This is a genomic window from Chryseobacterium gallinarum, assembly GCF_001021975.1.
Taxonomy (GTDB): Bacteria; Bacteroidota; Bacteroidia; order Flavobacteriales; family Weeksellaceae; genus Chryseobacterium; species Chryseobacterium gallinarum.
Genome location: NZ_CP009928.1, coordinates 1 through 12,649 on the forward strand (window position 1 = coordinate 1; position 12,649 = coordinate 12,649).

Here is a 12,649-nt window from a genome sequence, read left to right on the forward strand (position 1 = left end):
TGCTGAGGAGCAGAGTGTTACCATTTAGTAGTGAATAGATAGGTAACGATTAAGAAATGAGCGGAGTGCTTTGAGGTACACTGTTTTGAATAGCCAAAGAACGCTCACTATTATCACTTGCAAAGATATTGATTTGTGAGCAAAAGTGAGCGTTCTTTCGTGATTTTCTTCTTTGAGAAGAGAGAATTTGTTCCCTACATCCTTCGTCCCCGTTTCTTTCTCTTGTTGGCTTCGGCGCAGTCTCCGCTGAAAGGCGGTTTCGGCATAATTCTCTCCATGGACTTGGAAGTCCAGTACACCGCCAACACCCGATGCAATCCCTTCGGCAACAACATCCACTACGCTCTCAACAAGGCTTGGTTCAGGACTTGGTGTTGGCTGTCGCTTTTCTTGTAAAGGGCTTTTCGGCTGATAAATTGGAACAGAAGAGTGATAGGGAGCAGCATAGGACAGCCCGAATTGTTTCAGCAGCGAGTTATATCCAAACTCTCGTCCTATTTCCGAAGCCTTGAAAGTCTGCCCCTCAAAATGAAACTTCAGTCCATAGATGCTACCTTTCTTGTTCGTCATCTGTTCCACGATTACACCTTGTCGTCTCAAATCATATCGAAAGGATGCGTAGCCATTCAGTCCCCATTCGCATACTTTCCCAACAGTCCATAAGCCATTGTGCGCAGTTTCTCCCTGCTCGCCTCCCGTGTCTGATTGGCTCTCGCTTTTGATAGCGTTTTTCTGCCCGTATCTCATGGCAATCGTCAGACCGTGTTTGCGACTCAGCTCTTCTGCCACTCGTGCTGCCTTGTTACTTACAAAGGTCGTATCATAAACCGCCCCGTTCATACTCATCCGATTGGCAATGATATGAATGTGCAGATTGTCGGTATCCTTATGCGTAACGGCTACCACCTGATGCTCCTGCAATTTCATCGCTTGGATAAATTCACAGGCTATCCCTTGGAGCTTCTTCCAATTCATCCCTGCTTCATCTTTCGGAGCGATACCGATTTCCATCCGCAGGAACTTGTTGCGACAACGACTGTTGAACCGACTGACAAGGTTCATCTCTTCGTATATTCTCTTTGCCGTATCTCCACAAAGGTTCTGGATTAAGAGCTTATTCTTGAGTTTCGTTTCTCGGAAGATATACTCCAACGCCGTCTTACCGTGCGCTATGGCTTTGCACTTAGCTATCATTGCGCTTGATATTTAGAACATCATATACCTCGTCCGTAATCCGATACCGAGGGCTGTAAAATCGCTCGAAAGCGTGTAGCGAGATGCAAGAAAGGTTCTTGGCAATAGTAACCCAAGAGGGGTCTTTCGTCTTAATCAAGTTGGAAATATGACTGAAGAAGTAGCTGACCCGTTGCAAGACCGAATAGCTTCCCGTTCGTGTTCTCCCAATTGAGGAACGGCAACAATCTCCCCCGTAAGCAACGCCTCCCGACAGAACTCGAGATTCTTGCCCGTCCGTTCCGCTCGCTTTTGTATCCTCGTTTTCTCCTCTTCGGAGCAACGTATCCGAAGAAAGCAGGTCTTATTCGACTTCTTATCCCGTTTCTTTTATCTGTTTTTGGTTTCATATTAGTTTGTTCACTAAGGCATTCCAGCCGATGAGAACGAAGTGATTACGGCTCTCCCCCCGAGCGCAGCGGTAAAGGGGGCAAGTGCAGTTTGTGGCTACAAACTGACGTCTTGCAATGTTACCGATGAAATACATTCGCATATACTATGATTTGCTTCCATTACTTGTTCTTCTTGCCTTTTGAGAATGCCGATTATTCATTTCATCACTGATGGCTCGGAATGCCGGGATTAAAGTTTGCGCCAGCGTTCTATATCCTCGCTGTATTCTTCCAAATGTCGGAGGGCTATGCTCTCCAAGAAACTCGAAACATTCGCCCCCGTAATCGCCCAAGCGACGGACAAACGAACTCCAAGCGTTCCCACGTGGAGCGACTGAGATAGGTTGCCTTTCTGTCGATGATTTTATGTGGGGTGTGAGAAAGCTTCCCGATAGCTCTCCAAGCTTTCTTGTCGTTGCTTGTGGCTGATTGCGTTTCGGAGTGCTTGATACCTCTTGTTGCTTTTCCTGTTTTGGAATGCTCTGCTTTCACGGCTTCCTTTACTTCACTCAAAGACTCGGAAGGCAACGTTTGCTCGGAGACGGAGGAATGCGGAGAGCTTTCAGATTGCCCGATTGCTCTATCTGCTTTGCTCTTGTTTGGTAGAGATGGCTTTACTGACAATTTTGGAAAGTATCTGTGAGCCATCGGAGTCTTTGGGATGGTTCAAGTAATGAGATAAATCAAATTCTCTTTCATGGCTTATTTGAGTTTACGTTTGACAATAACAGGGCGTACCGTTCGCCCTCTCTCGATTTCTAATGGCTTTCTCCCGATTGGTAATTAGTAATCTTTGGATTGCCAATTAGCTTTTTCTGCTGTTGAGAGTGATTGAGCAACGTGGTACTCATTGAGGTCTTTGTATCGGGAATAGTGTCGGCTCATATCCTCCACGTTGATACCTGCCGATTGTAAAGAATGTAGGGCTTGTCGTCCAGCTTGGTCGTTATCGAAGGAAAGCTTGAACGGAATCGATACCTTTCTCGTGGAGATAGGCAATGGCTCGTGGGAGATTGCTGACAGAGTTCAGTACAAGGCAGGAGCAGTTTCTTTTCCTTTCATCGTGAGAAGGGAAAGGAAAATCCATAAAGCCCTCAAAGATGCAGTGAGGAGCATTGTTCGCTTCTCCTGCAATCAGAGAAATATCCTTTGGAGCTATCGTTCCCTTGAATGTCTTGTCGTCTCGGAGTTCATATCCTCCTGCACGATTGGGCAAAGCCGATGGCAGAATACTCTCTTCCTCCTACTTCGTAGCGAATATGACGGAGATAAGGACTTGCCACGGCAAGGTCTATCCTGCGTACCTCTCGAAGATAGTTTTGCAGATACAGGGGCAACTCTTCGTTGATGAAGAGAATACGCCTTACATTACTTGGTCGCTGTTCACCTCTTATCTGTCCTGTGTGAGTTTCACGATGAAAGGAAGAGGAAGCGAAGGTTATCGCTTTCCCTTCGGCAAGATGCGCCATTGCTTCGTAGGCACTGCCATCCTTGCATCTTCATCACAAGGTCTATGATGCTTCCACCTTGGCTTGTCCCATAGTCGTGCCACAAGTTTTGCCGAAAGTCCACTTTCAGGCTGGCATTGGGGTCTTCTCTGTAGAGTGCGTGATAAAGGGCATAGCCGTTGTAACGCTTGGCAGGCTGATACCGCAGGCGTGCAGATAGTCTGCTATCGGTATCGCCTTGATGTATTGTAGTCGTAATATTCGTTGTTCATTGCTGTTATCGTTGGATTGGAATTGTTCGTATTCATAGTTCGCTCTGTTTTCTCTTTTGGAATTTTCCTCTTTTTATCTTACTACTCTTCTACATTCAGATAAGAGATTGACAGTGAAAGAGAAAAGTGTAACACTTCATTCTGTTTTATCCTTCTACACCTCCTGTCTACACCTTTTCTCATTCATTCTTCCGTAGAAGCGTAGAAAGATGGTAGTAAGCCGTGTTGCAAGATGAATCCCTCCTGCAATCCTTTCTCTTTCACTGTATTATCCTTAGTTGTAGTAACGTAGTAAGGAGAATAGGAAAGAAAAGAGAAAGAAGTATTGCAAGGAGGGGTAACAACAAGGTGCTATGGCGGTTGCTCGGGGTAAATCTTACGGACGGCATAGACATATACGGGATTGCCGTTTATCCTGCGACACTCCTTTGTATAGCCAGCCTTTCGTAAGGCTTCCCCCATCCGTTTGGTGGAGAGGGATTGTCGGGTATAGCAGGAGAGGTAACCCACTATCTCCGAATTGGTCATATAGAAGCGTTTTGTTGCCGTCTCTGCCTCCGTGGGAAAGGTGAAATAGCGGAGCAACAGTTCCATCTCTGTCGTATAGACTTGGAAGGCTTCGCTGTTTCTATGCAATTCAATAATCTCTTCATCATTGAACCAATAGCGAAACCCTTCATTCAACCGTGTCTTGGCTTCGCTGTAAACGGCATCCATCGGAATGCTCTTGGCTCGGTCTATTCTCTATCGCCAGCACCTCAAAAGGGAGGAAGCGTCTGCTCCCTGTCGGGTCGGTGAGGAAGTCGTTGCCATTGACCGAAGCCACGAAACTTGCCAAGTGGGGTCGCTCCTCGATATGCTTCTCGTAAGGCATACGGTACTTCACCTGCGGACAGGTAATGAGATTCTTCAGTTCGTTCTCGTCCCGTTTATTGAGGGCTTTGAGTTGGTCGTCAATATTGATGATAAGGTTTTGCCCGATAAGACTCAGCACGTCCTTCTCCTGTGGATATATCTTCCCCGTATAGCGGTAATCGGAGAGAGACGGAGGGCAGAGCAGGTCAAGGAACGTGGTTTTGAATTTTCCCTGCTCACCTGTCAGCACAAGGCAGGTATGGTTACGACATTGCTTGTCGTCCATTGCGTTGGCGACCACCGCAACCAGCCACTTGGTGAGGTATTCTTTCCACTTCTCGGGATTGGTTACACTCACGCAGTCGGCAAGGGCGGTGATAGCTTCCGCATTTCCTTTCGTCAGTGGTAAGGCTTGGAAATAGGTTTGTACAGGATTAACACGTGGGGAGAAATCGCTTTCGATGATGCTGTACAGGTTCTCGGGCGAGGTCTGTACATCGGCTTCCTTATCTAAAGCTCGTTTGAGGGTATTGATACGGTAGCGGTCTACGGCTGTATAATCGTCCGTTCCTCGTGGACGGTACTCCGCTCGGTGCAATACGGTATTGTACCGAAACTCGTAACGAGCCGAAAGGAACTCTTCTATTTGCGTGTTCTTGGAGAGGTTGTCCTTCTCTTCTTTTTTCATTGTTCGTATCTCTTTTATTTGCTTGATTTTGAACTTTCATCCGAAAACGGATGCTGAAACCAAGTTACAGAGGCGAACATAGAGTCCCAAGGCTGGTGTGTCTGTTGCTTCGAGGTACAGAGAAATGCTCTGAAAATGGATGGGATAAACAGGGAAAATCGGGACAAAAACACTCAAAAGGAGAGAACAGAGAAGAGAACGGCTCTGCAAACGACTTCATCGGATTGCCAACGTCTGCACCCTTTTTCTTCGAGGGATAGGCAAGCGAGAATTATCATTGGTGAGAGAGCATCCAAAAGATGCCGAGTAATCAAAGAAAAGATACCGAGCAATCTCACGGTCGCTCGGTATCTTTTTCCCGTTGTGTCGTGTGGACATTTCACATCATATCGAAGCCACAAGTACGCACTTAGAGAAAAGGGGGTGAAACAGGCGGTTTGTGCTTGTACATTTGCCTGCGATTTCCTGCTGTTTCCCTTGATTTCATCGGTTCTTGGGACAAGGATTTCGCTTGCATACATTTGCACCGAAAAGAGAAAAACGACAATTAAAAACGATATTGATATGAGATTTACCGCCATCGACACCTCCGCGTGGGAGGAACTGAAAAAGAGCATCGAAGAGCTGGCTCTTTGTATGCGAGAACAATTCGGAACGAAGCCCGAAGTCCCCGACCTGTTGCACAACGGGGACGTGTGCCGAATACTGAACATCAGCAAGCGAACGCTCCAACACTATCGGGACACGTCCGTGCTGCCCTTTATCCAAATCGGGCATAAATGCTATTACAAACGTGAGGATGTGGAAGCACTCCTCGAAAAGTCGAACCGAAAGATACAATGACTATGGAACACGAAATCGTAAACAAAGAAACACCCGAGATGAAAGAACTCATCTCAGGCATTAGGGAAGTAAGTAAACGTATTCGGGAAATTGCCCAAACGCACCGTCCGCTCTTCGGGGGAGAAATCTACCTCACGGGGCGAGAGGTCTGCGAACGCCTTTTCGTCAGTCCTCGCACCTTGCAAGACTATCGGGACAAGGGCATTATTCCCTACACGCAGATTGCAGGGAAAATACTCTACAAACTTTCCGACATCAACCGACTGCTGCAAGAGAATTATAGGAGATAGAGCCTCTTGTAAGGAATGTTCCCCTGCCGTTTGGCAACCACATAGAAAGAACATTCCGAATGGTCACCTCAAAGATACCGAGCAATCTCGCAATCGCTCGGTATTTTTTTTGGATTGCTCGGTATCTTTTTCGCAATAAGTCGAGTATATTTGCGTTATCAGGACAAAGCAACATCTTCCGCAAGCGAAATCCTCCGACTTCGGAAGAGGGAGCAAAGGGGGAAACACTACTGAATTATGGCAAATAAACCAATGAAGCTTATGAATGATTTTATCAATGCTCTATGTAGCAATGCAAGGAATGAACGAATTCCCGAAGAACACGACTTCTTTGGCTGCTTGATAGGTGAATGGAACATCGTGTGGAACGACCATTTGGAAGATGCCGAACCACGAAAAGTAAAGGGCGAATGGATATTTTCCCGAGTATTGGACGGTACGGCAGTTCAAGACCTCTTTATCGTTCCCTCTCGCAAGGAACGCCTGATAGATAAACAACTTGATGCCGAATACGGAACGACACTCCGTATTTTCAATCCCAAGACAATGGCGTGGGATATATTCTACGGTTGTATGGGCGAGGCTATCCGACTGACAGCCCGAAAGGTCGGCGAAGAAATTATCCTGACCGAAAACACGACGGAAAAAATGAGGTATGTATTCTCTGATATTGCGACTTCTTCTTTTCTGTGGAGAAAAGAGCGAATAAACGAAAACGGCGAGTGGCAAACCGTGGCGAAAGTAACGGCAGAGAGAAAACAAAATAAATGAACTGATGATGAAACAGAAAGTCTTATTTATCTTATTGAATGAATATACCGATTGGGAGGGAGCTTTTCTCTCCACGGCTCTTCACGTGGGTGTGATACCGGGCGGTGAAATAAAATACGAAGTGCATACCGTTGCACCGACATCGGACGCTGTCCGTTCAATTGGAGGTTTCAGAACTTTACCCGATTATTCTTTCGAGAATATGCCGAAAGATTATGCCGCCTTAGTGCTTATCGGTGGCAACCGTTGGACCTCGCCCGAAGCGAAACTTGTCATACCTTTGGTACAGAAGACTTTGGATAAAGGTAAAATTGTCGGGGCAATATGCAATGGTGCTTCATTCCTATGTTCACATGGTTTCTTGAACAACGTAAAACACACAGGCAACGGTCTCGACCAACTCAAAAAATGGGGCGGTTCCGGTTACACTAATGCGGAGAATTATGTGGAAGCACAAGCCGTTAGTGACAAGAATATTGTTACGGCAAATGGTGTAGGGCATTTGGAATTCACTCGTGAGATGCTTCTATTGCTGAAAGCCAACAATCCCGAGCAGATAGAGGCTTGGTACGATTTCTATAAAAATGGTTTCGTGAGATAAAGTTATTTTTCTGAGATACTAAACTTTATGTTCGTAACGTCAAACATAAGAGCCACGTTTCCATGCAATTTACAGAGCGTTTGGCAAGTTGTAACATCGCTAACAGACTATTCGTGGAGAAGTGATGTTGAAAAGATAGAGATCATATCAGACACGCAATTTGTAGAAATAACGAAGAGTGGATATAAGACAACTTTCACGATAACAAGACAAGAACCTTGTTGTCGATGGGAATTTGATTTGGAGAATGACAATATGAGAGGGCATTGGGTTGGTGTTTTCAGTGGAAATGAAAAGACAGCCTCGATTGATTTCACGGAGTACATAGAACCAAAGAAATGGTTTCCCAAACCGCTTGTAAAGATATATTTGAAGTACATGCAAGTCAGATATGTCAGGGATTTAAGGCAGACTTTGAAAAGAATATGACCATAGATTTTATCTGAAAATAAAAAAGCTATGCCACAAATAACCAAAGGAGGAAAGTTTATCTTCGGAATCTCTCATATTCGGGAAGATTTGACAATTCAGATACCAAAACAAGCTATCCATGAATATGCTCTTGCTGATATTGAAAACATCATTCTGATTACAGGAAGTAAAGCGACGGGAGGCTTCTGTATAACGACTTATCCACTTCTTTCTTCTTCAAAACTGTGTCATATATTGACAAATTGTCCTCAACTAAGGGAACAGACGCTACCAATGGGCAAACTGATAACCTATAAAGGAAGGGGTTATACTTGGGTGCCAATAGGAGAAGGAGGAATGATCAGCCTAACCCCTGAATTGATGAAGGCATTAAGATTGCAAGTCCATTCTGAATTATTGGCTATCAGAAGTAGCAATATCGCTTTCACAATGGGAGCAAAAGGGCCGTTGTGGGAAAAAGCGCAGGCTTTCAATGGTGAAATTACACGATATTAGTCGTAGAAAGGACTTGCTCCATAAAACGAAGCAAGTCCTTTCTGTTTAGTCTTAACCTCTCCTTTTTTGTGTGAGTTTCTCCATATCCTTTGAAATCTTGCTGTCCGTGATTTGAGCGTAGATTTGCGTGCTGGCAATAGAGGAATGCCCCATCATTTTGGCAATGCTCTCCATCGGAATACCTGCCTCTAAAGTCAGTGTGCCGAAGCTATGTCGTGCCATGTGCCAAGTTAGCGGAGTGCGAATACCACAAGCCAAACCAATCGTTTTGAGGTAAGTGGATAATTTGCCTTTACTTATCGTATCGGGAAATACCTTGTAATCCCCCTTGCTCTTCTCTTTCGTGTAAAGGGCGAGTATCTGCTCCGCTATCGGATGCAGGGGTATCAAACTCTCTACCTCCGTTTTCTGTCTTGCCTTGCGGATATATCGCTTCCCCTCGCTGTTCGTTTCGATTTGCGAAGCTCGGAGGCTCTGCAAGTCGGCGAATGCCAACCCCGTAAAGACAGAGAAAAGAAACATTCTTCGGCTCAGTTCCGCCCCTTCCTCCTGCAACGGGAATGCCAAGAGCTTTGCCACCTCGCCCTTGCTCAGGAAACGAGGTTTGCGCTCCACGGCTTCATACTTCACCTCTTCAAACGGATTGAAGCGTATTGTCCCTTGGCTGACAGCTCGGTACATCAACCGACTCAACCAACAGAGATGCTTGTTTATCGTTGCAGGAGCGTAGCCCTTCTTCTTCAAATGGAAGCGGTAATCATCAAAGAAGTCTATCGTAAGAGCCGTTAGGAGAATATCCTCCTCGCTACGACTTCGCACAAAGGCATTGAGTTGTCTGTCGGAATACCGATTGTTGCTATACGTCCCCTCACTCTTGCTTTCTCTTTGGGCATTGAGTTCCTCTGTACTAAGGGCAAGAAGTGTCGTTGGATTCCGTCCGATGCCTTGTAAGTAGTTCTTCAGAAGCTCGGCACTCACTGCTCCATATTTGTAGAGCAAAGTATTGTAACCCTGTTCGATTTCCTCCCGAAAGGTTTGTAGGCGTTGGTTGGTCTTCTTGTCCATTGTTTCCCCTCGCTTCACGCTCCAATCGTGGGGGTTGATGCTTTCGCCTGTGGTTATCACTACGTTCGCTCCGTCAATGGTGATACGACAAAGGATTGCCGTTGTGCCGTCTGCTTTGGTCTTGTTTTTATTGATATAGAATAGGATTTTGAATGTACTGCGCATAACTCCTACAAGGTTAAGGTTAAGTCTTCAGTGAAAGAGAGAAATCGATCAAACTCATCGAAGAGCTTTTTCGGGGTAACATGGGCGTATCGCTCAGTCGTTTGTATGTTGCTGTGCCCCAGCATTCGGCTCACCGTTTCAATGGGAACGCCACGTTCCAAAGTAATCAAGGTCGCAAAAGTATGGCGACCAACGTGTGCCGAAAGAGGAATAGATATACCTGCTCGAAGTTGCAGAGCTTTGAGTTGGACGAGATAAGCCGAATAAGCAATGGGTGCAAAGAGCGTAGTTCGTTCGTCAGATTGATACCGCCCTATCAAATGCACCGCTTCAGGCAAGAGCTTCACACGACAAAGGGTATTGGTCTTTTGTCTGCGGAACTTCAACCACAACGCCCCCTCATCATCCGTAAAGAGATGTTCCCGACTAAGGATGACCATATCGCAGTAAGGAACACCCGTAAAGCAAGAAAAGAGAAAGAGATTGCGAGCGGTTTCCAACTCCACTTCATATGGCTCAAAAGTCAGGTTCTGCAACTTATCCAATGAAGCTCTGTCCAATGCACGAGGTTGTTTATTCTCTCCTCGTTCTATCTCCACGTGGGCGAATAGTTGTCGTTCGGTTAGTCCTTCACGATACGCCAAACGGCAGACTTTCTTCACCGCTAAAGCCATCTTACGATAATAACCTTGCGAATGCCCCAGCTTTCCGACAGAATAGTGTTGCAAGCATTCCAAAAAGTCTTCCTCTATCTGTCCGAAAGAAATATCTGTCGTGTGATACTTCTCTCGGATAAAGGCTTGCAGATGCTTACGAGTAGTGTAGTAACTGTTTAAAGTCGTCGCCTTTATTTCTATACCCACCTTTTGCTCCATCTCCTTGACCATTCGGTCGTATCGCTCCAAAAAGGTTATTTGAGTTTGCATGCTCCCTTGGAACTGCTCCTTGATGTCTGTCGCTGTAAAGACAGCACCTCGCTCACAAAGCACTCGATAAGCCGACTGTACCGAGAGAAGCAAGCGTTCCAACTTGCCGTTCGTTGCCACCGCTTCACGGCTCTTGCCGTTCAGTCTGCTCTCACGAGCATTCCACAAATCGGGGTCGCACGATAGCTTACAACTGAACTGCGCCATGGTTCGCCCGTACGTTATCCGCCCCATGATTGGAGCTTGCCCCGACTTGTCCAATCCGCTCTTTTTCAGGTAGAGCAACACCTTGAATTTTTCTCTTTGCATACGCTTCTGTTTTTATGGGCAAAGTTACCCGTTGTCGAAGCGTTTTCAGCTACGCAAAACATTGTAATACAAAGCATAAGCACCGTGATAGAGAAAAGATGAGTTACCGAACACTCTTCTGTCAGTTACCTTCTCTTTCTTCTTCGTTACCATTCTGAAGACAGACTAATGATTTGGTAACGGAACTTCTGCATAAATCCACGCTTTCTGCACTTTATCCCTCAATGCAAACCACCGAGATATGGCGCAAATTATCCTCATTTCCATTTACTTACCTCTCATTCTCTCTCTAATGCCCTTTCCTCTGATAGTTCCCTACTGAAAAGATTATTTTTTTCATTGTGATTAATTAAAAAAGCTCAGAAAACTGAGCTTTTGTTTTATATAATATTGTATCAGAATTAAATGTGAATTACCTCACCGTAAGCAGCGGCAGCAGCTTCCATAATAGCTTCAGAAACGGTTGGGTGCGGGTGGATAGACTTAATGATCTCGTGGCCTGTAGTTTCCAGCTTTCTTGCTACAACAGCTTCAGCCACCATATCCGTTACGCCTTCACCAATCATGTGGCATCCTAACCACTCTCCATATTTAGCATCAAAGATTACTTTGATGAATCCATCTGTATTTCCGTTTGCCGTAGCTTTTCCACTTGCAGAAAGAGGGAATTTACCAACTTTGATTTCGTATCCTTTTTCCTTAGCTTGTTTTTCGGTAAGACCTACAGATGCTACTTCAGGGTGGCAATATGTACATCCAGGGATATTACCATAGTCGATTTTTTCTACGTGCATTCCTTTGATTTTCTCAACACAAGTGATTCCTTCTGCAGAAGCAACGTGAGCCAAGGCCTGAGTCGGGATGATATCACCGATTGCATAGTAACCCGGTACAGAAGTTTCATACCACTCGTTGACCAATACTCTTCCTTTGTCTGTCTGGATTCCTACTTCTTCCAAACCAATGTTTTCGATATTGGCAGCAATACCTACAGCAGATAACAGGATATCAGCTTCAAGCGTAATGTTTCCGTTCGTTGTTTTTACGGTAGCTTTTACGCCTTCCCCGCTTGTATCAACACTTTCTACTGAAGCATTGGTCATAATTTCGATTCCTGATTTTTTCAGGGATTTTTCTAAATGCTTAGAAATTTCTTCATCTTCTACAGGAACAATATTTGGCATAAATTCTACAATCGTTACTTTTGTTCCCATTGTATTATAGAAATCGGCAAATTCTACTCCAATCGCTCCTGAACCCACAACAATCATAGATTTCGGCTGCTCAGGAAGAGAAAGTGCCTGTCTGTATCCGATTACTTTTTTACCATCCTGTGGTAGGTTGGGTAATTCTCTTGAACGCGCTCCTGTAGCGATGATAATATGGTTTCCTGAATATTCAGTTACTTTACCATCTTTATCAGTAACAGAAACCTTTTTACCTTTCTGTACTGTTGCAGTACCCAGAATTACGTCAATTTTATTCTTTTTCATTAAGAACTCGATCCCTTTGCTCATTTTGCTGGCAACCCCACGGCTTCTCTGAATAACGTTCGGGAACTCAAAACTTGCTTCCACCTTATTCAAACCATAATCTTCAGCATGGTTGATATAATGAAAAACCTGAGCAGATTTCAACAAAGCTTTTGTTGGAATACATCCCCAGTTCAGACAGATTCCTCCTAAGTTTTCTTTTTCGATAATTGCGGTTTTGAAACCCAATTGTGCTGCTCTGATCGCAGTAACATATCCACCAGGACCACTTCCAATGACAATAATATCGTAATTCATTACTTTAAAAATTTTTATGCGAATTTAAGGAAAAATATTGGATGTTTGATGCTTCTCTGTTTTCATATTTACTG

Annotated in this window: 14 protein-coding genes; 6 read left to right on the top strand and 8 right to left on the bottom strand. The window is 44.9% G+C overall.

All coding sequences use genetic code 11. From position 1 onward, the window contains the following. Nucleotides 1-24 precede the first annotated feature (24 nt). From OK18_RS00005 to OK18_RS00020, 5 genes are all read right to left on the bottom strand, one after another. Nucleotides 25-1,194 carry a relaxase/mobilization nuclease domain-containing protein gene (locus tag OK18_RS00005; RefSeq protein ID WP_082129099.1) on the bottom strand — a complete coding sequence of 390 codons (1,170 nt, stop codon included), beginning with the start codon at nucleotides 1,192-1,194 and terminating at the stop codon, nucleotides 25-27. A gap of 135 nt (nucleotides 1,195-1,329) precedes the next feature. After that, nucleotides 1,330-1,521 (bottom strand): plasmid mobilization protein, encoded by a 192-nt coding sequence (locus OK18_RS21910; RefSeq protein ID WP_394331976.1) that lies wholly within the window; start codon nucleotides 1,519-1,521, stop codon nucleotides 1,330-1,332. A gap of 887 nt (nucleotides 1,522-2,408) precedes the next feature. After that, on the bottom strand, nucleotides 2,409-2,624 hold the full coding sequence (locus OK18_RS21915) for a toprim domain-containing protein (protein WP_394331969.1): 216 nt from the start codon (nucleotides 2,622-2,624) through the stop codon (nucleotides 2,409-2,411). After that, entirely contained in the window at nucleotides 2,572-2,841 is a 270-nt protein-coding gene (locus tag OK18_RS21580; RefSeq protein WP_228377668.1) for a toprim domain-containing protein, read from the bottom strand. Before OK18_RS21580 ends, OK18_RS21915 begins: the two co-directional genes overlap by 53 nt. Nucleotides 2,842-4,021: 1,180 nt before the next feature. After that, complete coding sequence (locus OK18_RS00020) at nucleotides 4,022-4,888, bottom strand: virulence-associated E family protein (RefSeq protein ID WP_228377669.1); 867 nt, start codon at nucleotides 4,886-4,888, stop codon at nucleotides 4,022-4,024. 50 nt (nucleotides 4,889-4,938) lie between these two features. Here OK18_RS00020 and OK18_RS00025 point away from each other — a divergent pair, with 50 nt between their 5' ends. The 6 genes from OK18_RS00025 (at nucleotide 4,939) to OK18_RS00055 (ending at nucleotide 8,320) form a co-directional block, all read left to right on the top strand. After that, nucleotides 4,939-5,148 carry a hypothetical protein gene (locus tag OK18_RS00025; protein ID WP_053326637.1) on the top strand — a complete coding sequence of 70 codons (210 nt, stop codon included), beginning with the start codon at nucleotides 4,939-4,941 and terminating at the stop codon, nucleotides 5,146-5,148. Between the two features lie 376 nt (nucleotides 5,149-5,524). Further along, nucleotides 5,525-5,731, top strand: coding sequence for a helix-turn-helix domain-containing protein (locus OK18_RS20785; protein ID WP_228377725.1), 207 nt, complete (start codon nucleotides 5,525-5,527; stop codon nucleotides 5,729-5,731). Between the two features lie 2 nt (nucleotides 5,732-5,733). Beyond that, the gene (locus OK18_RS20790; protein WP_078737269.1) at nucleotides 5,734-6,021 is read left to right on the top strand and encodes a helix-turn-helix domain-containing protein; all 288 of its coding nucleotides are present in this window, start codon (nucleotides 5,734-5,736) and stop codon (nucleotides 6,019-6,021) included. 237 nt (nucleotides 6,022-6,258) lie between these two features. Next, a complete protein-coding gene (locus tag OK18_RS00040) occupies nucleotides 6,259-6,792 on the top strand; it encodes a hypothetical protein (protein WP_228377666.1) in 534 nt (177 codons plus the stop codon). 4 nt (nucleotides 6,793-6,796) lie between these two features. Further along, entirely contained in the window at nucleotides 6,797-7,393 is a 597-nt protein-coding gene (locus OK18_RS00045; RefSeq protein WP_053326640.1) for a type 1 glutamine amidotransferase family protein, read from the top strand. 459 nt (nucleotides 7,394-7,852) lie between these two features. Then, nucleotides 7,853-8,320, top strand: coding sequence for a hypothetical protein (locus tag OK18_RS00055; RefSeq protein ID WP_053326641.1), 468 nt, complete (start codon nucleotides 7,853-7,855; stop codon nucleotides 8,318-8,320). Between the two features lie 51 nt (nucleotides 8,321-8,371). On the opposite strand, the gene OK18_RS00060 is transcribed toward OK18_RS00055, so the two are convergent. The 3 genes from OK18_RS00060 to lpdA all read right to left on the bottom strand — a co-directional run bounded on the left by OK18_RS00060 (nucleotide 8,372) and on the right by lpdA (nucleotide 12,575). Next, nucleotides 8,372-9,550 (bottom strand): site-specific integrase, encoded by a 1,179-nt coding sequence (locus OK18_RS00060; protein WP_053326642.1) that lies wholly within the window; start codon nucleotides 9,548-9,550, stop codon nucleotides 8,372-8,374. Between the two features lie 5 nt (nucleotides 9,551-9,555). Continuing rightward, nucleotides 9,556-10,785, bottom strand: a complete 1,230-nt coding sequence (locus tag OK18_RS00065) for a site-specific integrase (RefSeq protein WP_053326643.1) — start codon at nucleotides 10,783-10,785, stop codon at nucleotides 9,556-9,558. A gap of 401 nt (nucleotides 10,786-11,186) precedes the next feature. Then, on the bottom strand, nucleotides 11,187-12,575 hold the full coding sequence (gene lpdA, locus OK18_RS00070; protein WP_053326644.1) for a dihydrolipoyl dehydrogenase: 1,389 nt from the start codon (nucleotides 12,573-12,575) through the stop codon (nucleotides 11,187-11,189). Nucleotides 12,576-12,649: the final 74 nt, after the last annotated feature.

Excerpts from the sequence above, each read along its gene's own strand:
- OK18_RS00005 (WP_082129099.1), bottom strand. The coding sequence starts at position 1,194 with ATGATAGCTAAGTGCAAAGCCATAGCGCACGGTAAGACGGCGTTGGAG.
- OK18_RS00020 (WP_228377669.1), bottom strand. The coding sequence starts at position 4,888 with ATGAAAAAAGAAGAGAAGGACAACCTCTCCAAGAACACGCAAATAGAA.
- OK18_RS00025 (WP_053326637.1), top strand. The coding sequence starts at position 4,939 with ATGCTGAAACCAAGTTACAGAGGCGAACATAGAGTCCCAAGGCTGGTG.
- OK18_RS20785 (WP_228377725.1), top strand. The coding sequence starts at position 5,525 with ATGCGAGAACAATTCGGAACGAAGCCCGAAGTCCCCGACCTGTTGCAC.
- OK18_RS20790 (WP_078737269.1), top strand. The coding sequence starts at position 5,734 with ATGGAACACGAAATCGTAAACAAAGAAACACCCGAGATGAAAGAACTC.
- OK18_RS00040 (WP_228377666.1), top strand. The coding sequence starts at position 6,259 with ATGGCAAATAAACCAATGAAGCTTATGAATGATTTTATCAATGCTCTA.
- OK18_RS00045 (WP_053326640.1), top strand. The coding sequence starts at position 6,797 with ATGATGAAACAGAAAGTCTTATTTATCTTATTGAATGAATATACCGAT.
- OK18_RS00055 (WP_053326641.1), top strand. The coding sequence starts at position 7,853 with ATGCCACAAATAACCAAAGGAGGAAAGTTTATCTTCGGAATCTCTCAT.
- OK18_RS00060 (WP_053326642.1), bottom strand. The coding sequence starts at position 9,550 with ATGCGCAGTACATTCAAAATCCTATTCTATATCAATAAAAACAAGACC.
- OK18_RS00065 (WP_053326643.1), bottom strand. The coding sequence starts at position 10,785 with ATGCAAAGAGAAAAATTCAAGGTGTTGCTCTACCTGAAAAAGAGCGGA.
- lpdA (WP_053326644.1), bottom strand. The coding sequence starts at position 12,575 with ATGAATTACGATATTATTGTCATTGGAAGTGGTCCTGGTGGATATGTT.